General features: G+C 58.4%; 21 protein-coding genes. 16 read left to right on the top strand and 5 right to left on the bottom strand.

Features of this window, described 5'->3' with window-relative positions; genetic code table 11:
- Nucleotides 1–23: 23 nt before the first annotated feature.
- Nucleotides 24–1,718 carry a lactate permease LctP family transporter gene (locus PMI32_RS13830; protein ID WP_008029804.1) on the bottom strand — a complete coding sequence of 565 codons (1,695 nt, stop codon included), beginning with the start codon at nt 1,716–1,718 and terminating at the stop codon, nt 24–26.
- A 262-nt stretch (nt 1,719–1,980) separates the two neighbouring features.
- Between PMI32_RS13830 and PMI32_RS13835 the strand changes: the two genes are divergently transcribed.
- Nucleotides 1,981–2,748 carry a GntR family transcriptional regulator gene (locus PMI32_RS13835; protein ID WP_008029801.1) on the top strand — a complete coding sequence of 256 codons (768 nt, stop codon included), beginning with the start codon at nt 1,981–1,983 and terminating at the stop codon, nt 2,746–2,748.
- Between the two features lie 110 nt (nt 2,749–2,858).
- On the opposite strand, the gene smpB is transcribed toward PMI32_RS13835, so the two are convergent.
- Nucleotides 2,859–3,341 (bottom strand): SsrA-binding protein SmpB, encoded by a 483-nt coding sequence (smpB, locus tag PMI32_RS13840; protein WP_008029800.1) that lies wholly within the window; start codon nt 3,339–3,341, stop codon nt 2,859–2,861.
- A gap of 118 nt (nt 3,342–3,459) precedes the next feature.
- On the opposite strand from smpB, the gene PMI32_RS13845 reads away from it, so the two are divergent.
- The 3 genes from PMI32_RS13845 to PMI32_RS13855 are packed head-to-tail and all read left to right on the top strand — an operon-like array spanning nt 3,460 to nt 5,612.
- Nucleotides 3,460–4,863: a sodium-dependent transporter gene (locus tag PMI32_RS13845; RefSeq protein ID WP_008029797.1), complete on the top strand. Its 1,404-nt coding sequence runs from the start codon at nt 3,460–3,462 to the stop codon at nt 4,861–4,863.
- Nucleotides 4,864–4,870: 7 nt separating this feature from the next.
- On the top strand, nt 4,871–5,305 hold the full coding sequence (locus PMI32_RS13850; protein ID WP_008029796.1) for a type II toxin-antitoxin system RatA family toxin: 435 nt from the start codon (nt 4,871–4,873) through the stop codon (nt 5,303–5,305).
- Nucleotides 5,298–5,612, top strand: a complete 315-nt coding sequence (locus PMI32_RS13855; RefSeq protein WP_008029793.1) for an RnfH family protein — start codon at nt 5,298–5,300, stop codon at nt 5,610–5,612. Before PMI32_RS13850 ends, PMI32_RS13855 begins: the two co-directional genes overlap by 8 nt.
- Before the next feature lie 61 nt (nt 5,613–5,673).
- Here PMI32_RS13855 and PMI32_RS13860 read toward each other — a convergent pair whose 3' ends face one another.
- Nucleotides 5,674–6,201 carry an outer membrane protein assembly factor BamE gene (locus tag PMI32_RS13860; protein ID WP_008029791.1) on the bottom strand — a complete coding sequence of 176 codons (528 nt, stop codon included), beginning with the start codon at nt 6,199–6,201 and terminating at the stop codon, nt 5,674–5,676.
- A gap of 97 nt (nt 6,202–6,298) precedes the next feature.
- Between PMI32_RS13860 and fur the strand changes: the two genes are divergently transcribed.
- Nucleotides 6,299–6,703: a ferric iron uptake transcriptional regulator gene (fur, locus tag PMI32_RS13865; RefSeq protein WP_003197684.1), complete on the top strand. Its 405-nt coding sequence runs from the start codon at nt 6,299–6,301 to the stop codon at nt 6,701–6,703.
- A 75-nt stretch (nt 6,704–6,778) separates the two neighbouring features.
- Here the strand turns inward: fur and recN are convergent, their stop codons facing one another.
- On the bottom strand, nt 6,779–8,452 hold the full coding sequence (gene recN / locus PMI32_RS13870) for a DNA repair protein RecN (protein WP_007942901.1): 1,674 nt from the start codon (nt 8,450–8,452) through the stop codon (nt 6,779–6,781).
- A gap of 241 nt (nt 8,453–8,693) precedes the next feature.
- Between recN and grpE the strand changes: the two genes are divergently transcribed.
- The 8 genes from grpE (at nt 8,694) to PMI32_RS13910 (ending at nt 19,159) form a co-directional block, all read left to right on the top strand.
- Nucleotides 8,694–9,260, top strand: a complete 567-nt coding sequence (gene grpE / locus PMI32_RS13875; RefSeq protein WP_008029789.1) for a nucleotide exchange factor GrpE — start codon at nt 8,694–8,696, stop codon at nt 9,258–9,260.
- Nucleotides 9,261–9,362: 102 nt separating this feature from the next.
- Nucleotides 9,363–11,279 (top strand): molecular chaperone DnaK, encoded by a 1,917-nt coding sequence (dnaK, locus tag PMI32_RS13880; protein WP_008029786.1) that lies wholly within the window; start codon nt 9,363–9,365, stop codon nt 11,277–11,279.
- Nucleotides 11,280–11,576: 297 nt separating this feature from the next.
- Nucleotides 11,577–12,701, top strand: a complete 1,125-nt coding sequence (dnaJ, locus tag PMI32_RS13885; protein ID WP_008029785.1) for a molecular chaperone DnaJ — start codon at nt 11,577–11,579, stop codon at nt 12,699–12,701.
- 9 nt (nt 12,702–12,710) lie between these two features.
- Entirely contained in the window at nt 12,711–13,517 is an 807-nt protein-coding gene (gene dapB / locus PMI32_RS13890) for a 4-hydroxy-tetrahydrodipicolinate reductase (protein ID WP_008029781.1), read from the top strand.
- Between the two features lie 259 nt (nt 13,518–13,776).
- Nucleotides 13,777–14,913 (top strand): glutamine-hydrolyzing carbamoyl-phosphate synthase small subunit, encoded by a 1,137-nt coding sequence (gene carA / locus PMI32_RS13895; RefSeq protein ID WP_008029779.1) that lies wholly within the window; start codon nt 13,777–13,779, stop codon nt 14,911–14,913.
- A gap of 118 nt (nt 14,914–15,031) precedes the next feature.
- A complete protein-coding gene (carB, locus tag PMI32_RS13900) occupies nt 15,032–18,253 on the top strand; it encodes a carbamoyl-phosphate synthase large subunit (RefSeq protein ID WP_008029777.1) in 3,222 nt (1,073 codons plus the stop codon).
- Nucleotides 18,250–18,726, top strand: coding sequence for a transcription elongation factor GreA (greA, locus tag PMI32_RS13905; protein ID WP_008029775.1), 477 nt, complete (start codon nt 18,250–18,252; stop codon nt 18,724–18,726). The genes carB and greA overlap by 4 nt, the downstream gene beginning before the upstream one ends.
- Before the next feature lie 28 nt (nt 18,727–18,754).
- Nucleotides 18,755–19,159, top strand: coding sequence for a hypothetical protein (locus PMI32_RS13910; RefSeq protein WP_008029772.1), 405 nt, complete (start codon nt 18,755–18,757; stop codon nt 19,157–19,159).
- 9 nt (nt 19,160–19,168) lie between these two features.
- On the opposite strand, the gene PMI32_RS13915 is transcribed toward PMI32_RS13910, so the two are convergent.
- A complete protein-coding gene (locus tag PMI32_RS13915; protein ID WP_007942889.1) occupies nt 19,169–19,477 on the bottom strand; it encodes a YhbY family RNA-binding protein in 309 nt (102 codons plus the stop codon).
- A gap of 101 nt (nt 19,478–19,578) precedes the next feature.
- Between PMI32_RS13915 and rlmE the strand changes: the two genes are divergently transcribed.
- The 3 genes from rlmE to PMI32_RS13930 all read left to right on the top strand — a co-directional run.
- A complete protein-coding gene (gene rlmE, locus PMI32_RS13920; RefSeq protein WP_008029769.1) occupies nt 19,579–20,208 on the top strand; it encodes a 23S rRNA (uridine(2552)-2'-O)-methyltransferase RlmE in 630 nt (209 codons plus the stop codon).
- Between the two features lie 202 nt (nt 20,209–20,410).
- Entirely contained in the window at nt 20,411–22,321 is a 1,911-nt protein-coding gene (gene ftsH, locus PMI32_RS13925; RefSeq protein WP_032828773.1) for an ATP-dependent zinc metalloprotease FtsH, read from the top strand.
- Between the two features lie 8 nt (nt 22,322–22,329).
- Nucleotides 22,330–22,742, top strand: a 413-nt coding sequence (locus tag PMI32_RS13930) for a dihydropteroate synthase (protein WP_008029766.1), incomplete at its 3' end; no start/stop codon positions are given.

Raw genomic sequence — 22,742 nt, 5'->3', positions numbered from 1 at the left:
TTTTGCGTTTTTTCTTGTAGTACTTAGTGCACCAGCATGCCGGTGAACCAGTAGGCCTGAGCCAAGGTGATCAGGCCGACGATGGTTGCGAAGAACAGGCTGTGCTTGAGGGTGAAACGGAACAGGTCCGATTCCTTGCCGACCAGACCGGTCGCGGCGCAGGCCACGGCGATCGATTGTGGCGAGATCATCTTGCCGGTCACGCCGCCGCTGGTGTTTGCCGCCACCAACAAGGTGTCGTTGACGCCGATCTGGTGCGCGGTGGTCGCTTGCAACGAGCTGAACAGCGCGTTGGACGAGGTGTCTGAACCGGTCAGGAACACGCCCAGCCAGCCGAGGAACGGCGAGAAGAACGGGAACGCCGCGCCGGTGCCTGCCAATACCAGCGCCATGGTCGACGACATGCCCGAGTAGTTGGTGACGAAGGCAAACGCCAGCACCATGCCGATGGACAGGATCGGCCAGCGCAGCTCGTAGAATGTCTCTCTAAAAGTGGTCAGACCAGTTTTAATGTTGATCTTCAATACCAGCATCGAGATCAGCGCGGAGAAGAAGATCGCCGTGCCGGTCGCGGAAATCGGATCGAGTTTGAACACGGCCGGGATGGCGGTCGGAGCGGTCACGATTGGTGCGACCTTGATCACCATTTGGTCTAGGTGCGGAATGGCGAAGTTGAACACCCAGCTGTACATCGAGCCGCCAGCGGCGAACATCGCCTTGAACGGTTTCAGGGTCCAGATGGTGACCAGCACGGTGAGGATCAGGAACGGCGACCAGGCTTTGAAAATTTCACCGAGGCTGTAAGGCGAGGCCACGGTTGTGCGCGGCTGGCCGAAACCGCCGGCGCTGGCAGTCACAACGGAGGCCGAAACGGCACCGACGATGTGTTGGCCTGCGGCGCGTTTCGGCTGCCAGACTTTCAGGAACAGCGTCAGGGAAATCAGGCTGGCCAGGGCCGAGGTGATGTCCGGCAGTTCCGGGCCGATGAAGTTCGACGTGAAGTATTGGGTGATGGCGAAGCTCAAACCGGCCACCAGTGCTGCTGGCCAGGTTTCCCGCACGCCGCGCAGGCCGTCCATCATGAACACCAGCCAGAACGGCACGAACAGCGACAGCAGCGGCAGTTGGCGACCGGTCATGGCGCCGATCTTGAACGCGTCGATACCGGTCACTTGCCCGGCCACGATGATCGGGATCCCCAAGGCGCCGAAGGCCACTGGCGCGGTGTTGGCGATCAGGCACAAGCCTGCGGCGTACAGCGGGTTGAAGCCGAGTCCTACAAGGAGGGCGGCGGTAATCGCTACCGGTGCGCCGAAACCGGCTGCACCTTCAAGGAATGCACCGAAGCAGAAGCCGATCAGCAGCACCTGCAAACGCTGGTCGTCGGTGATCGACAGGACGGAGCTGCGAATCACCTCGAACTGACCACTCTTGACCGTCAGTTTGTAGAGGAACACGGCGGCGACGATGATCCACGCAATCGGCCACAGGCCGTAGGCGAAGCCATACCCGGCGGCGGCGAATGCCATATCGACCGGCATCTGGAACGCGAAGATGGCCACCGCAATGGACAAGGCCAGCGTGATGCTGCCGGCCACGTGCCCTTTGAGTCGGAACACGGCCAACGCCAGAAAGAAAAACACGATGGGGATAACGGCTGCGAGCGCGGAAAAGCCGAGGCTGCCGAGCGGGGTATAGAGCTGTTGCCAGGTTTGCATATGGGGTGGCCCCTAATTGTTGTTGGTCAGGCACTGATCAGCGTTCTTGGATAATTGGTAATACCAATTTACAATCGCTGTTCGCTAGGGTAAAAGCCTTGTAGGCGGCGTGTCAATTTGCCGCCCTAAAACTTTTGTCGAACAAGCGCTGTGGCGCCTGTTTGAGCCGGTCGTACAAATGCCGTCTGGCAGGTGCTGGCAAAGCGCCGATAGGCCAGAATAGAGAGCCCGGCGAGCCGTCGGGATCGTGGAGAATTGAGTTATGGGGTTTGATCAAATTCGTCAGCGCCGTTTGTCTGACGATATTGTCGAGCAGCTCGAGGGGATGATCCTCGAGGGCACGCTGAAGGCAGGTGAGCGCTTGCCGGCCGAGCGCGCATTGGCCGAGCAGTTCGGCGTGTCACGCCCTTCGTTGCGCGAAGCGATTCAGAAGCTGGCGGCCAAGGGCTTGCTGGTCAGCCGCCAGGGTGGCGGCAACTATGTGGTGGAATCACTGGGCACGACCTTTAGTGATCCGCTGCTTCATCTGCTTGAAAGCAACCCCGAGGCCCAGCGCGATCTGCTGGAGTTTCGCCATACCCTGGAAGCGTCCTGCGCCTATTACGCAGCAATGCGGGCGACAGATGTCGATCGCGAGCGGCTGACCGCGGCCTTCAATGAATTGCAGGACTGCTACACCCGTCACGATGAAGTGAGTCGGGCGGAAGAGGGGGCGGCGGACGCGAAGTTTCACCTGGCAATCGCCGAAGCCAGTCACAACGCGGTGTTGCTGCACACCATTCGCGGGCTGTTCGATCTGCTCAAACGCAACGTTGTGACCAACATTGGCGGCATGTACAAACAGCGCACGGAAACCCGCGACATGCTGATCACGCAGCATCGGGAGTTGTACATGGCGATTATCGAAGGACGGGCGGAGCAGGCGCGGGAAGTTTCCAGTCGACACATTCTGTATGTACAGGAAGTGCTGGAAGAGGTGCGTCAGGAAGTGCAGCGCATGGCCCGGGCGGAGCGGCGCAAGGGGATGTAGTCAGTTAGTTTTGTATCGTTCGTGCGATTGCATTCGCGGGCAAGCCTCGCTCCTACAGGGAAACGTGTAGGAGCGAGGCTTGCCCGCGAAGAGGGCCTCAAGGCGAAAAATTACTCTTCCTTGCCCTTGTTGCGCACCGCTCGCTGCAACTCGCGACCGGCGTCGCGTTCGCGTTCGGTATCACGCTTGTCGTATTCCTTCTTGCCTTTGCCCAGAGCGATCTCGCACTTGACCATGTGCTTGCTCCAGTACCAGGACAGGCACACGCAGGCGTAACCCTTTTGCTGCACGGCGGCGGCCAGCTTTTCCAGCTCGCGGCGGTTGAGCAGCAATTTGCGGGTGCGCGTCGGATCGGCGATGACGTGCGTGCTGGCGGTCGTCAGGGGCGTAATGTGGCTGCCGAGCAGCCAGGCTTCGCCATCCTTGAGCAGCACGTAACTGTCGACCAGTTGCAGCTTGCTTGCCCGCAGACTTTTTACTTCCCAGCCGGCCAGGACCAGACCAGCCTCGAACCGATGTTCGATGAAGTAATCGTGTCGCGCCTTTTTATTCTGCGCGATGGTCCCTGTTGGGTGTTTCTTCTGTTTAGCCATAGGGGCGGCATTATAGGGAGTTGCACGCGAGTCGGCTACGGTGATGCTGCGTGCTTGAGCAGGTTGATTGAATCCCGGACAATGCGCCCTCTTTTTTCAATGCTTGGACGTGGTAACGATGTCGACAGACAAGGTTTCTGTCCACGGCAGTTGGGCTAGCCGCTGGGTCTTCATACTCGCCGCGACCGGTTCGGCCGTGGGCCTGGGTAGCATCTGGAAGTTCCCGTACATGGTCGGGGTCTACGGCGGCGGTGCCTTTGTATTGATGTTCCTGGCCTGTATCGCACTGATCGGCGTACCGGTCATGCTGGCTGAAACCCTGATCGGTCGTCGTGCCCGGCAAAGTCCGGCCAATGCCTTGAAGGTGTTGGCGCTGGAGGCGGGGCATTCGGGCAAGTGGTCCTGGGGCGCATTCGCCGGGATGATCACGGCGTTGCTGATCCTGTCTTTCTATAGCGTCGTCGGTGGTTGGTCGCTGGATTACATCATCGACATGGGGCGCGGCGACTTTCAGGGGGTAACGCCGGATCAGGTCGGTGCGTACTTTGGCAAGGTGATCGCCGATCCATGGCGTCTGACACTTTGGCATACGATTTTTATGCTGTTGTCCGCCGTCGTCATCGCCAGGGGCGTAGTCGCCGGCCTTGAGCGCAGCCTGCGCATCATGATGCCGTTGCTCTTCGTGATGGTTCTGGTGCTGCTGGGTTACAGCATGACCACCGGCCATTTCATGGAGGGCGTGCATTTCATGTTCGACTTCCACCCGGAAAAAGTCCTCGACGGCTTGTTGCCGGCCATGGGGCACGCGTTCTTTTCCCTGAGCGTGGGCGTTGGTTCGATCATGATCTATGGCGCCTACATGCCGAAACACTCGTCGATCTCCGGCACAGTGGTCGGTGTCGCACTGCTCGATACCTTTGTTTCGCTGGTCGCGGGTCTGGCATTGTTTCCGATTGTGTTCGCCGCCGGCCTGAATCCGAGCGAAGGACCTGGCCTGATGTTCGTCAGCCTGCCATTTGCCTTTGGCAACGTAGCGTTTGGCCAGTTGATGGGGGTAGTGTTCTTCGTCCTGGTCGCGATTGCAGCCTGGAGTTCAGCGATTTCATTGCTCGAACCGATGGTGGCTTACCTGGTTGAACGCACTAAAGTCAGCCGCGCGTGGGTGACTTTCTGGCTGGCGTTCACCTGCTGGTTCGTCGGTCTGGGCACGGTGTTTTCCTTCAATATCTGGAAGGAAGCCAAGTTTTTCGTGAACGAAGGCGGGATGTTCCATCTCTATCAATGGGGTGCGGCCGGCGGTCTGGATTTCTTTGGCGTGATCGATTTCTTTACCTCGCGGATCATGTTGCCACTCGGTGGTTTGTGTTTCGTGGTGTTTGCAGGATGGGTGATGGGGCGTGAAGCGGTGCGCGACGAGTTGTCGATCCGCAACCCCATGCTGTTCAATCTGTCCCTGTTTTTGATGCGCTATGTGGCGCCCATCGGCATTCTTGTAGTGTTTGCCGCCCAGCTGTGGAAGTGACGCTGACATGACGACACACATTCAACGTTCGGCTCTGCTGCCGTACCCGGCACAAGCGCTGTATGACCTGGTCAATGACGTGGCACGTTACCCGGAGTTTTTGCCGTGGTGCTCGTCGGCCGAAGTCCTGGAAAACTCTCCCGAGTACATGCGCGCGAGCGTTGGCGTGGCCAAGGGTGGCCTCAGTCAGCATTTCGTGACGCGTAACACTCTGGTCCCCGGGCAATCGATCGAGATGAACCTCGAGGAAGGCCCATTCACGCAGTTGCATGGCATTTGGGTGTTCAAGGCGTTGACCGACAAGGCCTGCAAGATCAGCCTGGACCTGTCGTTCGATTACGCCGGGCCGATTGTTCGCGCGACCCTGGGGCCATTGTTCAATCAGGCGGCCAATACGCTGGTCGATGCGTTCTGCCAGCGCGCCAAACAGATACATGGTTAAGCCCGTGATCGAAATCGAGGTGGTGTATGCCGCCGTTGATCGTCAGGTGCTTCGCTGTGTGGCGGTGCCCGCAGGCACAACAGTGCGCGCAGCGCTGCTTGATTCGGGAATAGGCGAAGCGTTTCCAGAACTGGATCTGGGCGAATGCCCGGTCGGGATTTTCGGCAAGGTGATCGCCGATCCAGACACACACCAGGTTCGGGCAGGGGATCGTATCGAGATCTATCGGCCTTTGCTGGCCGATCCGAAAGAGGTTCGCCGGTTGCGCGCGGCCAAGGCTGCCGAGGCCAAAGCCCGAAATCAGTGACCTGATTAAATGCCAGACAATAAAAAACCCGGACATTCCGGGTTTTTTATTGCGTCGCAAATTATTGCGGCGAAGTTTCCAGCGGTTCTGGCGTTGGGACTGGAACGGTTTCTACGCCGTCCACGTCCTTCTGGATCTGATCCAGCAACGAACCTGGCTTGACCGGTTTTTCCGGTTTCGGCTTCTCGGCGTTTTCAACAGGCGCGGTCACGTTAGTGCCACTGTCCTTGCCGAGAATGGCTTCGTCCCGGCTCACGCCTGGCATGAAATCACCAGAGAGGCTGACAAGTTGGTCATTTGGGTTGAAGATAACGCTAATGCGTTCCTGTTGGCGTTCACCGCCACCGGGTTGCAGGCTGTACAGATAATCCCAGCGATCGGCATGGAACGTGTCGGTCAACAGAGGGTTGCCCATGATAAACCGTACTTGCTTACGGGTCATTCCCGGGCGTAACTGGTTTATCATGTCCTGCGTGACGACATTGCCCTGCTGGATGTCGATTTTGTAAACCCCGGGGAATGAACAACCGGCGAGTGCGAGCAGTCCCACAAAGGTGAAACTGGTTAGCAAGAGCTTGGTGTTTTGCATCGGTGGGCGACTTCCACTATCTTGGCTGGGACAACGTAAACGCCGATCATACCCGCATTAAGAGAAGCTGCGAAGCAGCATCGCGAGAAAGCTGACCATGGTTGAAAATAGCGAACTACGCAAAGCCGGTCTCAAAGTGACCCTTCCACGGGTCAAAATTCTGCAAATGCTCGATTCCGCCGAGCAACGCCACATGAGTGCCGAGGATGTTTACAAGGCGCTGATGGAGGCTGGTGAGGACGTCGGTCTGGCCACGGTTTACCGTGTACTGACTCAGTTCGAGGCAGCTGGCCTTGTGGTGCGGCACAACTTCGACGGAGGCCATGCGGTCTTCGAGCTGGATGACGGCAAGCACCACGACCATATGGTCAACGTCGAAACCAGCGAAGTGATCGAATTCTTCGACGAAGAAATCGAGCGCCTGCAGAAAGCCATCGTCGACAAGTACGGTTTCGAGATGGTCGATCACAATCTGGTGCTGTACGTGCGCAAGAAAAAGTAAGCATGTCGCGCGAATTTCACATTCGCGAAACGAACGAAGGCGACCCCAGGGTCGCCTTCGTGCTGTCTGCCGTTCTTAAATCTTTGCGGTAACGACCATTTTTTTCGCGTGCGCCAGGGATTCCTTGGTGAGGTCGATGCCGCCGAGCATCCGCGCGACTTCTTCAACGCGATCATTCTTGCTCAGTTTGGAAACGGCCGTGTGGGTTGCCTCTTCGCCACGCACCTTGTGCACAAACAGATGCTGATGCCCTTGCGCTGCCACCTGCGGCAAGTGAGTCACTGTCAGCACCTGTCCGCGCTCACCGAGGCGACGCAGTAGCTGGCCGACAATCTCGGCCGTCGGGCCGCCGATGCCTACGTCTACTTCGTCGAATACCAGGGTGGGTACCCGTGAGGTCTGTGCGGTGATCACCTGAATCGCCAAGCTGATCCGCGACAGCTCACCACCCGAGGCTACTTTGGCCAAAGCTTTCAAGGGCTGGCCGGGGTTGGCGCTGACCAGCAGCTCTACCTGTTCGAGCCCGTTAGGCAGCAGCTCATCGCTGCTGTTGGGGCGCAACTCGATGGTGAAGCGGCCGCCGGGCATGCCCAGTCGCTGGATTTCCTGCTCCACGGCGCTGGCCAGGCTGCTGGAGGCCTGGTGGCGCAAATCGCTCAGTTCGCGAGCCTTCTCCTGATAGTGGCGGGCATAAGAGGCCAGTTCATCGCTCAGGCGCTCGATGGATTCATCATTGGCGTTCAAGGTTTCAATTTCATCCAGCAAGCGCTGTTGCATCTCGGCGACCTCGGTCGGTTGGATGCGGTGCTTGCGCGCCATGGTGTAGATCGCATCGAGGCGTTCTTCCAGGTACTGCAGGCGCGCCGGGTCGGCATCGAAGTTATCGAGGAAGCGATTCAGTTCGCCGACGGCCTCTTCAACCTGGATCTGTGCACTGGTCAGCAAACTGCTGGCTTCACCCAGTGCGCCGATCGAGTTGTTCACGCTCGACAGGCGGTTGAGGCTGGCGGTCAGGGCGTTCAGGACATTGCCGGAATCACTTTCGCTGCATTGTTCGACCACTTGCCGGCAGATGCCCAGCAGGGTTTCGGCGTTGGTCAGGTTCTTGTGTTCCTGCTCCAGCTGCTCCAGCTCGTTGTCGCCGAGGCCGAGGTTTTCCAGCTCTTCGAGTTGATAGCTGAGCAGTTGATGGCGGGCGCGTTGTTCATCGCCGGAGTTGGAGAGGCGCTCCAGTTCCTGGCGAGTCTGGCGCCAGCGTTGGGCAGCCAATTGCACCTGGCGGGCAAGGTCGGTGGCGCCAGCGTATTCGTCGAGCAGACGGCGGTGAGTATCGGTCTTGAGCAGGGATTGGTGCTCATGCTGGCTGTGGATATCAATCAACAACTCGCCCAGGGCCTTGAGATCACCAAGCGGGCAGGGCGTGCCATTGATATAGCCGCGGGAACGTCCTTCAGCGGTGATCACCCGGCGCAGGATGCACGGGCCATCGCTTTCAAGGTCGCGCTCGGCCAGCCAGGCACTGGCTTCGGGAATATCGACCAGGTCGAAGGTGGCCAGGATGTCGGCCTTGTCGGCGCCCGGGCGGACCACGCCACTGTCGGCGCGATCGCCCAGGGTCAGGCCGAGGGCGTCGAGCATGATCGACTTGCCGGCGCCGGTTTCCCCTGTGATCACACTCATCCCGCGATCGAGTTCGAGATCGAGATGTTCAACGATGGCGTAATTGTGTACGGACAGGTGCACCAGCATAAAGGCCGCTCCCAGGCTTTAGGTCTGGTTATTTATACAGTGTTTTATTTGCGACTGACAATGCCCTCGCTTAGCTCGATTTGATTGATCCGACGAAATCGTTAGCGCATCGGGAAATGACAATGCAGCTGTTTTTTGTAGGGTTAATCACAACAAACCCCTTGAAGCTGATTTTTGCGGCCCCATATAGCTGGGCAGAAGCGCGAGTTGAGCTCGCGGACGATATTGAAAGGAGAAATCTATGGCTGACGAACAGACAGTGGATACGCAAAATCAAGAAGCCAACCAGGGCTCCGCGGCTTCGGGTGAAGACCTCGCGGCTCGTGTACAAGTGCTCGAAGAGCAACTGGCAGGCGCGCAGGATCAGGCTTTGCGTGTTGCCGCCGATCTGCAGAACGTCCGCCGTCGCGCCGAGCAGGATGTCGAAAAGGCTCACAAATTCGCTCTGGAGAAATTTGCCGGTGATCTGCTGCCGATCATCGACAGCCTTGAGCGTGGTCTGGAGTTGTCCAACCCGGACGATGAAAGCATCCGCCCAATGCGCGAAGGCATCGAGCTGACCCTGAAAATGTTCCAGGACACCCTGAAGCGTTATCAGCTGGAAGCGATCGACCCGCATGGCGAACCGTTCAACGCCGTTCTTCATCAGGCAATGGCCATGCAGGAAAGCGCTGACGTCGAGCCGAACAGCGTGCTCAAGGTGTTCCAGAAGGGCTATCAGCTCAATGGTCGTCTGCTGCGCCCGGCCATGGTCGTGGTCAGCAAGGCACCGGCACCGGTTTCGCCTTCGATTGATGAGCAGGCTTGAAATTAGCCGCAAGGCCCCCATTTAGAAGTCAAGCGTTTAAGTGCTACCGCAGTTAGCCACCACTGCTGCGGCAACCAAATCCAAAGTTTCGGGAGAGTGAACATGGGCAAAATTATCGGTATCGACCTGGGGACTACCAACTCCTGCGTCTCCGTGCTTGAAAACGGCGTAGCCAAAGTTATTGAAAACGCTGAAGGCGCGCGTACCACGCCGTCGATCATCGCTTACGCCAACGATGGCGAAATCCTCGTTGGCCAGTCGGCCAAGCGTCAGGCTGTGACCAATCCGCACAACACCCTGTATGCGGTGAAGCGTCTGATCGGTCGTAAGTTCGACGAAGAAGTCGTACAGAAAGACATCAAGATGGTCCCTTACAAAATCGCCAAGGCTGACAACGGCGACGCTTGGGTTGAAGTGAACGGCCAGAAAATGTCGCCGCCACAGATCTCGGCTGAAATTCTGAAGAAAATGAAGAAGACCGCCGAAGACTACCTCGGCGAGCCAGTGACCGAAGCGGTGATCACCGTTCCGGCCTACTTCAACGACAGCCAGCGCCAGGCGACCAAAGACGCCGGCCGCATCGCGGGCCTGGACGTTAAGCGCATCATCAACGAACCAACCGCAGCCGCTCTGGCTTACGGTATGGACAAGGCGAAAGGCGATCACACCGTGATCGTTTACGACTTGGGTGGCGGTACTTTCGACGTTTCCGTGATCGAAATCGCTGAAGTCGATGGCGAGCACCAGTTCGAAGTATTGGCCACCAACGGTGACACGTTCCTGGGCGGTGAAGACTTTGACATTCGTCTGATCGACTACCTCGTCGACGAATTCAAGAAAGAAAGCGGCATGAACCTCAAAGGTGACCCGCTGGCCATGCAGCGCCTGAAAGAAGCCGCTGAAAAAGCCAAGATCGAACTGTCTTCGAGCATGTCGACCGACGTGAATCTGCCGTACATCACTGCAGACGCCACCGGTCCTAAGCACTTGAACGTGAAAATTTCCCGCGCCAAGCTGGAAGCGCTGGTTGAAGACCTGGTTCAACGCACCATCGAACCTTGCCGCATCGCTCTGAAAGACTCCGGCATCGAAGTTGGCTCGATCAACGACGTGATCCTGGTAGGCGGTCAGACCCGTATGCCACTGGTTCAGAAGCTGGTGACCGAGTTCTTCGGTAAAGAAGCACGTAAAGACGTGAACCCGGACGAAGCTGTTGCCATGGGTGCTGCTATCCAGGGCGCTGTATTGGCCGGTGACGTGAAAGACGTTCTGCTGCTGGACGTCAGCCCGCTGACCCTGGGTATCGAAACCATGGGTGGCGTGATGACCGCGCTGATCGAGAAAAACACCACGATTCCTACCAAGAAATCGCAAGTGTTCTCGACTGCCGACGACAACCAGGGCGCCGTGACCATCCACGTGCTGCAAGGCGAGCGTAAGCAAGCCGCCCAGAACAAGTCCCTGGGCAAGTTCGACCTGGCCGAGATTCCACCAGCACCACGTGGCGTGCCACAAATCGAAGTGACCTTCGACATCGACGCCAACGGCATCCTGCACGTAGGCGCCAAAGACAAGGCCACCGGCAAGGCTCAATCGATCGTGATCAAGGCAAACTCCGGTTTGTCCGATGAAGAGATCGAGAAAATGATTCGCGATGCTGAAGCGAACTCCGAGGAAGACCGCAAGTTCGAAGAGCTGGCAACTGCCCGCAACCAGGGCGATGCACTGGTTCACTCGACTCGCAAAATGGTCACTGAGGCAGGCGATAAAGTGACTGCTGAAGAGAAGACTGCAATCGAAGCTGCTGTTGTTGCTCTGGAAGCCGCTGTTAAAGGCGACGACAAAGCTGCAATCGAAGCCAAGGTTGAAGAGCTGTCGAAAGTCTCCGCTCCAGTGGCGCAGAAGATGTACGCCGAACAGGCTCAGCCTGCTGAAGGCGCAGCACCGCACGACGAAAAAGCTGAAAAAGCCGACGACGTTGTCGATGCCGAGTTCGAAGAAGTCAAAGACCACAAGTAAGTTGTTGGTCGCCCGGTTGACTGCCTTTAGGCGGTGACTGGTAGGATGTCGCCGCGCGGGAGCCTGCTCCCGCGTTGGCGTGTCTGGAGTACACGAATTTTTACAGCATGCGACAACGCTCGTGTGCTGGTGGTATGGCCGGAAATGCTCCTGCTTTTCGAGCCGAAAGTACCGCAATGAATCAAAGACCAGGATCGTTGAATTGACGTGAGTTGGGTCCGGGCCTGTATTGGGGCTCAACGAGTTCGGCAGGGCTCAGGAGAGGTTTGCCGAACGTCCTTAAGAGTGCAAAGACTTATGGCAAAGCGTGACTATTACGAAGTATTGGGTGTTGAGCGTGGCACAAGCGAAGCGGACCTGAAAAAGGCCTACCGTCGCCTGGCGATGAAGCACCACCCGGACCGTAATCCCGATGACAAAGCGTCGGAAGAGATGTTCAAGGAGGCCAACGAGGCCTACGAAGTGCTGTCCGATTCCAGCAAGCGCGCGGCGTACGACCAATACGGTCATGCCGGTGTCGACCCAAGCATGGGTGGCGGCGGTGCCGGGTTTGGCGGTCAGAACTTCTCCGACATCTTTGGCGATGTCTTCAGTGACTTCTTCGGTGGTGGTCGCGGCGGTGCTCGTGGCGGCGCTCAGCGCGGCAGCGACCTGCGTTACACCCTGGAACTGAATCTGGAAGAAGCGGTACGCGGTACCACCGTGAATATCCGCGTTCCGACACTGGTCAACTGCAAGCCGTGCGATGGTTCGGGTGCCAAGAAAGGTTCTTCGCCAGTCACTTGCCCGACGTGCGGCGGTATCGGTCAGGTCCGCATGCAGCAAGGTTTCTTCTCGGTGCAGCAGACCTGCCCGCGCTGCCATGGCCAGGGCAAGATCATTTCCGACCCGTGCAACTCCTGCAACGGTGACGGTCGCGTTGAAGAGTACAAAACCCTTTCCGTGAAAGTGCCGGCCGGTGTCGATACCGGTGACCGCATTCGTCTGTCCGGCGAAGGCGAGGCGGGTGCTCAGGGTGGTCCGACGGGCGATCTGTACGTGGTGATCAACGTGCGCGAGCATGCGATCTTCCAACGTGACGGCAAACACTTGTTCTGTGAAGTGCCGATCAGTTTCGTCGATGCGGCGCTGGGTGGCGAGCTGGAGATTCCGACCCTTGATGGTCGGGTCAAACTGAAGATCCCTGAGGGGACTCAGACCGGCAAGCAGTTCCGTGTTCGCGGCAAAGGCGTTGCGCCTGTGCGTGGCGGCGGTGCTGGTGACCTGATGTGTCGTGTGGCGGTGGAAACTCCGGTCAATCTGGGTCGTCGTCAGCGCGAATTGCTGGAAGAGTTCCGCAGTTCGCTGGCAGACGACAACAGTCATTCGCCGAAAACCACCGGTTGGTTCGAAGGCGTGAAGCGCTTCTTCGGCGATCTGTAAGGAGTGAGCATGCGACGTATAGCTGTGATGGGCGCCGCTGGCCGCATGGGCAAGATCCTGGTCGAAGCGGTGCAGCAACGTGCGCCGCTGACCGGTCTGACAGCCGCCATCGTGCGTCCCGGCAGCACGCTGATTGGCGTGGATGCTGGCGAGCTGGCTTCGCTGGGGCGTATCGGTGTGCCGTTGTCCGGTAATCTGGATGCGGTCGCGGATGAATTCGATGTATTGATCGATTTCACGCTGCCCGAAGTCATGCTGAAAAACCTGGCCTTCTGCCGCAAGGCGGGCAAGGCCATGGTTATCGGTACGACCGGGCTGGATGCTGCGCAAAAGCAGTTGCTGGTCGAGGCGGGCAAGGACATTCCAATCGTGTTCGCGGCGAATTTCAGTGTCGGTGTGAACCTGTCGCTGAAGCTGCTCGACATGGCTGCCCGCGTGCTGGGTGATGACGCCGATATCGAGATCATCGAGGCGCATCATCGGAACAAGATTGATGCACCGTCGGGTACGGCCCTGCGCATGGGGGAAGTGATTGCCAGTGCGCTGGATCGTGACCTGCAGAAGGTCGCGGTCTACGGGCGCGAAGGCCACACCGGTGTGCGCGAGCGTGAAACGATCGGTTTTGCCACTGTGCGCGGCGGTGATGTGGTCGGTGATCACACCGTGCTGTTTGCCTGTGAGGGCGAGCGCCTGGAAATCACGCATAAAGCGTCCAGTCGCATGACCTTCGCCAAGGGCGCTGTGCGTGCGGCGTTGTGGCTGGACAGTCGTGAGCCTGGCCTCTACGACATGCAAGACGTGCTCGACCTGCGTTAAGATGCAGCCGAAACCGGGTTCCAGCATTGCGTTTGGGCCCGGTTTTATTACGCCAAGCGACGTCCTGTCGCATTCTCCGGCCTTTAGGGCTCATTGGCGGTAGACCAAAAAAGCCTTTTTCTGTAAGCTACAGCTTTAGTGTGTCCACTAAAAGCGCGCAGAATAATTCAGTGAAGAAGCGGGGTGACGTGTCCATACGTCACTCCGCTTTTTTACAACCTGCGATCGCCCTTTCAGGCTTTATTTACGGGAGGTCTTCTTGACTAAGCCAGCCATACTCGCCCTTGCTGATGGCAGCATTTTTCGCGGCGAAGCCATTGGAGCCGACGGTCAAACCGTTGGTGAGGTGGTGTTTAACACCGCAATGACCGGCTATCAGGAAATCCTTACCGATCCTTCCTACGCCCAACAGATCGTTACCCTGACTTACCCGCACATCGGCAACACCGGCACCACGCCGGAAGACGCCGAGTCCGACCGCGTCTGGTCCGCTGGCCTGGTCATCCGTGACCTGCCGCTGGTTGCGAGCAACTGGCGTAACACGATGTCCCTGTCCGACTACCTGAAAGCCAACAACGTTGTGGCAATCGCCGGTATCGACACCCGCCGCCTGACGCGCATCCTGCGTGAGAAAGGCGCGCAGAACGGCTGCATCATGGCCGGTGACAACATTTCCGAAGAAGCGGCCATCGCCGCGGCTCAAGGCTTCCCTGGCCTCAAAGGCATGGACCTGGCGAAAGTCGTCAGCACCAAGGAAACCTACGAGTGGCGCTCGACTGTCTGGGAGTTGAAAACCGACAGCCACGCGACCATCGACGCTTCCGAGCTGCCGTACCACGTGGTTGCCTACGACTACGGCGTCAAGCTCAACATCCTGCGCATGCTGGTCGAGCGCGGTTGCCGTGTGACCGTGGTGCCGGCGCAAACGCCTGCCGCTGACGTGCTGGCGATGAAGCCGGACGGCGTATTCCTGTCCAACGGCCCTGGCGACCCGGAGCCTTGCGACTACGCGATCCAGGCGATCAAGGACGTGCTGGAAACCGAGATTCCGGTATTCGGCATCTGCCTCGGTCACCAACTGCTGGCCCTGGCCTCCGGCGCCAAGACCCTGAAAATGGGCCACGGCCACCACGGTGCCAACCACCCGGTCCAGGATCTGGACAGCGGCGTGGTGATGATCACCAGCCAGAACCACGGTTTTGCGGTAGACGAAGCGACCCTGCCAGCCAACGTTCGTGCGATTCACAAATCGCTGTTCGACGGCACCCTGCAAGGCATCGAGCGTACCGACAAGAGCGCCTTCAGCTTCCAGGGTCACCCGGAAGCCAGCCCTGGCCCGAACGACGTAGCGCCATTGTTCGATCGCTTCATCAACGAAATGGCCAAGCGACGCTGATCGCTCGCCTTGATGCAGCAAAGCTTGAGGGCGGTCCCGACATCGGCGACCCCCTCAAGGCTTCAAAGATTGAACAAGACGGCTTGCCGACTGACCTGCGGATTTGAGTGACAAACCCATGCCAAAACGTACAGACATTAAAAGCATCCTGATTCTCGGCGCTGGCCCGATCGTTATCGGCCAGGCCTGCGAATTCGACTACTCCGGCGCCCAGGCCTGCAAAGCCCTGCGCGAGGAGGGTTACCGCGTCATCCTGGTGAACTCCAACCCAGCGACCATCATGACCGACCCGGACATGGCCGACGCCACCTACATCGAACCGATCAAATGGCAGACCGTTGCCAAGATCATCGAGAAAGAGCGTCCGGACGCGCTGCTGCCAACCATGGGCGGCCAGACCGCTCTGAACTGCGCACTGGACCTGGAGCGCGAAGGCGTTCTGGAGAAGTTCGGCGTAGAGATGATCGGCGCCAACGCTGACACCATCGACAAGGCTGAAGACCGTTCGCGCTTCGACAAGGCGATGAAATCCATCGGTCTGGACTGCCCGCGTTCGGGTATCGCCCACAGCATGGAAGAGGCCAACGCCGTTCTTGAGCGCCTGGGCTTCCCGTGCATTATCCGTCCGTCCTTCACCATGGGCGGCACCGGCGGCGGTATCGCTTACAACCGTGAAGAGTTCGAAGAAATCTGCGCCCGTGGTCTGGACCTGTCTCCGACCAAAGAGCTGCTGATCGACGAATCCCTGATCGGCTGGAAAGAATACGAGATGGAGGTTGTCCGCGATAAGAAGGACAACTGCATCATCGTCTGCTCCATTGAAAACTTTGACCCGATGGGCGTGCACACCGGTGACTCGATCACTGTTGCGCCGGCACAGACCCTGACGGACAAGGAATACCAGATCATGCGTAACGCCTCCCTGGCGGTACTGCGCGAGATCGGCGTGGAAACCGGCGGCTCCAACGTTCAGTTCGGCATCTGCCCGGACACTGGCCGCATGGTCGTCATCGAGATGAACCCGCGGGTATCCCGTTCCTCGGCCCTGGCCTCGAAAGCCACCGGTTTCCCGATTGCGCGTATCGCTGCCAAGCTGGCGATCGGCTATACCCTGGACGAGCTGCAGAACGAAATCACCGGTGGCGCTACTCCGGCGTCGTTCGAGCCGTCGATCGACTACGTCGTCACCAAGCTGCCGCGTTTTGCCTTCGAGAAATTCCCGAAAGCCGACGCACGCCTGACCACTCAAATGAAGTCGGTCGGTGAAGTCATGGCCATCGGCCGGACCTTCCAGGAATCCCTGCAGAAAGCCCTGCGCGGCCTGGAAGTGGGCGTTTGCGGCCTGGACGAGAAGCTCGACCTGGGCAACCCGGAAAGCATGAGCATCCTCAAGCGCGAACTGACCGTGCCGGGCGCCGAGCGCATCTGGTACGTCGCTGACGCCTTCCGCGCCGGCCTGTCGGTCGAAGACATCTTCGGCATGAACATGATCGACCCGTGGTTCCTGGTACAGATCGAAGATCTGATCAAGGAAGAAGAGAAGGTCAAGACCCTGGGTCTGGCCAGCATCGACCGCGACCTGATGTTCAAGCTCAAGCGCAAAGGCTTCTCGGACATGCGTCTGGCCAAGCTGCTGGGCGTGACCGAAAAAGCGTTGCGTCGCCACCGTCACAAGCTGGAGATCTTCCCGGTCTACAAGCGCGTTGACACCTGCGCTGCCGAGTTCGCCACCGACACCGCCTACATGTACTCGACTTACGAGGAAGAGTGCGAAGCCGCGCCGTCGGGCCGCGACAAGATCATGATCCTCGGCGGCGGTCCAAACCGTATCGGCCAGGGCATCGAGTTCGACTACTGCTGCGTACACGCGGCACTGGCCCTGCGCGAAGACGGTTACGAGACCATCATGGTCAACTGCAACCCGGAAACCGTTTCCACCGACTACGACACCTCCGATCGCCTGTACTTCGAACCAGTGACCCTGGAAGACGTGCTGGAAATCTGCCGGGTCGAGAAGCCAAAAGGCGTGATCGTCCAGTACGGCGGCCAGACTCCACTGAAACTGGCTCGTGCCCTGGAAGAAGCCGGCGTGCCGATCATCGGCACCAGCCCTGACGCCATCGACCGTGCCGAAGACCGTGAGCGCTTCCAGCAAATGGTTGAGCGTCTGAACCTGCGTCAGCCGCCAAACGCCACCGTGCGCAGCGAAGACGAAGCGATTCGTGCCGCGGCCAAGATCGGTTACCCGCTGGTGGTTCGTCCGTCCTACGTACTGGGCGGCCGTGCGATGGAAATCGTCTACGAAGAAGAAGAACTCAAGCGCTACCTGCGTGACGCAGTGAAAGTGTCCAACGACAGCCCGGTGCTGCTTGACCACTTCCTCAACTGCGCCATCGAGATGGACGTGGATGCGGTCTGCGACGGCACCGACGTGGTGATCGGCGCGATCATGCAGCACATCGAGCAGGCCGGTGTTCACTCCGGTGACTCCGCATGCTCCCTGCCGCCGTACTCGCTGCCTGCGCACATCCAGGACGAGATGCGCGAACAGGTCAAGAAAATGGCCCTGGAGCTGGGCGTTGTCGGTCTGATGAACGTGCAGTTGGCGCTGCAAGGCGAAGACATCTACGTCATCGAAGTCAACCCGCGCGCTTCCCGTACCGTACCGTTCGTGTCGAAGTGCATCGGTGTTTCCCTGGCAATGATCGCGGCACGCGTCATGGCCGGTAAAACCCTGAAGGAAATCGGCTTCACCAAAGAAATCATCCCGAACTTCTACAGTGTGAAAGAGGCGGTCTTCCCGTTCGCCAAATTCCCTGGCGTGGACCCGATCCTGGGCCCAGAGATGAAGTCCACCGGTGAAGTGATGGGCGTGGGCGACACCTTCGGCGAAGCGTTTGCCAAGGCTCAGATGGGCGCCAGCGAAGTGCTGCCGACCGGCGGTACAGCGTTCATCAGCGTGCGTGACGACGACAAACCACTGGTTGCAGGCGTGGCCCGTGATCTGATCAACTTGGGCTTCGAAGTGGTAGCCACTGCCGGTACTGCCAAGCTGATCGAAGCCGCAGGCCTGAAAGTGCGCCGTGTGAACAAGGTGACTGAAGGTCGTCCGCACGTGGTCGACATGATCAAGAATGACGAGGTCACCCTGATCATCAACACCACCGAAGGTCGCCAGTCGATTGCTGACTCGTACTCCATTCGTCGTAATGCCTTGCAGCACAAAATCTACTGCACCACCACCATTGCTGCTGGCGAAGCCATCTGCGAAGCGCTGAAGTTCGGTCCCGAGAAGACCGTACGCCGCTTGCAGGATCTACACGCAGGATTGAAGGCATGATCAAGTACCCAATGACCGTCCAGGGCGCGAAAGCCCTGGAAGAAGAACACGCTCACCTGACCAAGGTCGTCCGCCCGAAGCTCAGCCAGGACATCGGTACGGCCCGGGAATTGGGTGACTTGAAGGAAAACGCCGAATACCACGCTGCTCGCGAGCAGCAAGGTATGGTCGAGGCGCGGATTCGTGACATCGAGGGCCGGATTCAGAATCAGGTCATCATCGACGTCACGAGCATTCCTCACACCGGTAAAGTGATTTTCGGCACCACCGTTGAAATCGCCAACGTCGAGACCGATGAGCGCGTCACTTACCACATCGTGGGTGAGGACGAGGCTGACTTCAAACTCGGCAAGATTTCGGTAGGTTCGCCATTGGCCCGTGCCTTGATTGCCAAGGAAGAGGGTGATGTGGTTGCTGTGAAAACGCCGGGTGGCGTTATCGAGTACGAGATTGTCGAAGTCCGCCACATCTGAAAGAAGGCGCCCGCTGCGTGCGGGCGCCATGCTTTGGCAGCTGACTCAGATGTTGTGGGTCGGCGGCTTGTGGCTGTTACACATCGGTCTGCTGCCGGTGCTGGGCCAAATTGGCCTGGCGCCGCTGCTGATCGAAGAAATTGCAGGCATGCTGAATACGCTGATGGTGGGTTTCGCCTCGGCGTGTGTAATTTTTCAGGCTTTGGTGCTGGTTCAGGCCGAGGGCCTTGCCAGTCTATGGCGCGATATTCGCGGGCAGCTGCTAATGATGGCGCTGTATGCGTGCGCGATGTTTTTCGCGGTGCGTGTCGGTTGGCCGGATGCAGTGCGTTGGCAGGTGTTCAGCTATCTTGTTCTGGGCTTTTCCGGGCTGGTGCTGGTCTTGCAGCCGGTACCGGGATGGAGCGGCAGGGTGCGCGAAGCACACCCTTGACCCTTGCCATCACTTGAAGCGATGGACGTTCGACAGCTGCTTGTTGACGCTGAAGTTCTTGCGGTAAATCAGTGCCATCTTGCCGATGACTTGAACCAGATCCGCTTTGCCGACCTTGCAGAGTTCTGCAATGGACGCCAGGCGCGATTCGCGATCGAGGATGTTGAGCTTGATCTTGATCAGCTCGTGATCCGCCAAAGCGCGTTCAAGTTCGGCTAGCACACCTTCAGTCAGACCGTTGTCAGCCACAATCAAAACTGGTTTCAGGTGGTGGCCAATGGATTTGTACTGTTTCTTCTGCTCTTGAGTGAGCGGCATAATCTGACCCTTTCGTCTGGATTCTGTAAAATGGCGGCCATTTTACCCGAGGGTTCGTGGATCCGCCCAACTAATCACGACCCTTATCATCGAGGTGCCCAATGGCGCGTTCCAAGACAAGCCTTGGTTGGCTGAAAAGACATGTCAACGATCCCTATGTGAAGCAGGCGCAGAAGGATGGTTACCGCTCGCGTGCGAGTTACAAGCTTCTGGAGGTTCAGGAGAAATACAAGCTGATCCGTCCGGGTATGAGCGTTGTCGACCTGGGGGCGGCGCCCGGCGGCTGGTCGCAGGTCACTAGTCGGCTGATCGGTGGTCAGGGGCGCCTGATCGCCTCGGACATCCTGGAAATGGACGGCATTCCGGACGTGACTTTCATTCAGGGGGACTTCACCGAGGACAAAGTGCTCGCTCAGATCCTTGAAGCCGTCGGTAATTCGCAGGTGGACCTTGTGATTTCCGATATGGCCCCCAATATGAGTGGTACGCCTGAAGTGGACATGCCAAAAGCCATGTTTCTATGTGAGCTGGCTCTTGATCTGGCTGCCCGGATACTCAAGCCGGGTGGTAATTTCGTGATCAAGGTGTTTCAGGGCGAAGGGTTTGATGCTTACGTGAAGGACGCTCGTCAGAAATTCGACAAGGTCCAGATGATCAAGCCGGACTCTTCCCGTGGCAGTTCCCGCGAGCAATACATGCTGGCTTGGGGCTACCGCGGCCGTAGTGAGTAAATCGAGGTTTTTTTGCGGGGCGATAGGTTTTTCGTATTTCGCCTTGTGGGAATTAGCGAATATTGTGTAGGAAGTGTTTCACAAAGGGTTACAGACGGCGCCTGCCAGTGTTGTAGGTAATGTAGTAAGTTAGGCCGGTGAATATCATGCGAAGCGCGCGCCATTAGCGGCGCTTGCTTCAGAGGGTAGTTAATTGAACGATATGGCAAAGAATCTGATCCTGTGGTTGATCATCGCGGCTGTCCTGGTGACAGTGATGAACAACTTCTCCAGCCCTAACGAGCCGCAGACCCTCAACTATTCCGACTTCATCCAGCAGGTCAAGGATGGCAAGGTCGAGCGCGTAGCCGTTGATGGCTATGTGATTACCGGTAAGCGCAACGATGGCGACAGCTTCAAGACCATTCGTCCTGCGATCCAGGACAACGGTCTGATCGGCGATCTCGTGGACAACCACGTGGTAGTCGAAGGCAAGCAGCCTGAGCAGCAAAGCATCTGGACTCAACTGCTGGTCGCGAGCTTCCCGATCCTGGTGATCATCGCCGTGTTCATGTTCTTCATGCGGCAGATGCAGGGCGGTGCCGGAGGCAAGGGCGGGCCGATGAGCTTCGGCAAGAGCAAGGCGCGCCTGCTCTCCGAAGACCAGGTGAAAACTACCCTGGCTGACGTTGCCGGTTGCGACGAAGCCAAGGAAGAAGTCGGCGAGCTGGTCGAATTCCTCCGCGATCCGGGCAAGTTCCAGCGTCTGGGCGGCCGCATTCCTCGCGGCGTGCTGATGGTCGGTCCTCCAGGTACCGGTAAAACCTTGCTGGCCAAGGCCATTGCCGGTGAAGCCAAGGTGCCGTTCTTCACCATTTCCGGCTCCGACTTTGTCGAAATGTTCGTAGGTGTCGGTGCGAGCCGTGTTCGCGACATGTTCGAGCAAGCCAAAAAACACGCGCCATGCATCATCTTCATCGATGAAATCGACGCCGTCGGTCGCCACCGTGGTGCCGGCATGGGCGGTGGTCACGATGAGCGCGAGCAGACTCTCAACCAGTTGCTGGTAGAGATGGACGGCTTCGAAATGAATGACGGCATCATCGTCATCGCTGCAACCAACCGTCCGGACGTACTGGACCCGGCGTTGCTGCGTCCGGGCCGTTTCGACCGTCAGGTTGTGGTTGGGCTGCCGGATATCCGCGGTCGCGAGCAAATTCTCAAGGTCCATATGCGTAAAGTGCCAATGGGTGACGACGTCGCTCCGGCCGTGATCGCTCGTGGTACGCCTGGTTTCTCTGGTGCCGACCTTGCCAACCTGGTGAACGAAGCGTCGCTGTTCGCTGCCCGCACCGGCAAGCGCATTGTCGAGATGAAAGAATTCGAACTGGCGAAAGACAAGATCATGATGGGCGCCGAGCGCAAATCCATGGTCATGTCCGAGAAAGAAAAGCAGAACACCGCTTATCACGAAGCAGGCCATGCCATTGTTGGTCGCGTCGTGCCTGAGCATGATCCTGTCTACAAGGTGTCGATTATCCCGCGCGGTCGTGCGCTGGGTGTGACCATGTTCCTGCCGGAAGAAGATCGCTACAGCCTGTCCAAGCGTGCGTTGATCAGCCAGATCTGCTCGCTGTACGGCGGCCGTATCGCTGAAGAGATGACTTTGGGCTTTGACGGTGTCACTACCGGTGCATCCAACGACATCATGCGTGCCAGTCAGATTGCACGGAACATGGTGACCAAGTGGGGGCTGTCGGAGAAACTCGGTCCGTTGATGTACGCCGAAGAAGAGGGCGAAGTGTTCCTCGGTCGCGGCGGCGGTGGTCAGAGTGCAAGCTTCTCCGGTGAGACAGCCAAGCTGATCGACTCCGAAGTACGCAGCATCATTGACCAGTGCTATGGCACGGCCAAACAGATCCTCACGGATAACCGTGACAAGCTCGACGCCATGGCTGATGCCCTGATGAAGTACGAAACGATCGATGCCGATCAGATCGACGACATCATGGCGGGTCGTACGCCTCGCGAACCTCGCGACTGGTCGGGCGGCACCGGTACCTCCGGAACGCCTCCGGTGGTACAGGATGAGCGTCCGGAAACACCGATCGGCGGTCCGGCTGCTGACGTTTAAGGTTTGAAATGACTTCTGTTCAGTCCTCAACCCGGTTGCCTTGCGGCAACCGGGTTCTTGATTTGGCCCAGACGCATGTCATGGGCATTCTCAATGTTACCCCTGATTCCTTTTCCGATGGCGGCCAATACAGCCAGCTCGATGCGGCCTTGCGCCACGCCGAAGCCATGGTGCTGGCCGGCGCGACGCTGATTGATGTCGGTGGTGAGTCGACCCGGCCCGGTGCCAGGGCGGTTTCGCCGCTCGAAGAGCTGGAGCGCGTAGCGCCAATTGTCGAGCGCATCAACCGCGAGCTGGATGTGATTATCTCGGTCGATACCTCCACGCCAGCGGTCATGCGTGAATCGGCGCGGCTGGGTGCGGGTTTGATCAATGACGTTCGTTCGTTGCGTCGAGAGGGTGCTCTGGATGCGGCGGGCGC

It is taken from the genome of Pseudomonas sp. GM60 (assembly GCF_000282415.1).
GTDB classification, from domain to species: Bacteria; Pseudomonadota; Gammaproteobacteria; order Pseudomonadales; family Pseudomonadaceae; genus Aquipseudomonas; species Aquipseudomonas migulae.
The sequence above is the reverse complement of the archived record's forward strand: the minus strand, read 5'-3'. Positions and strand labels throughout refer to the sequence as shown.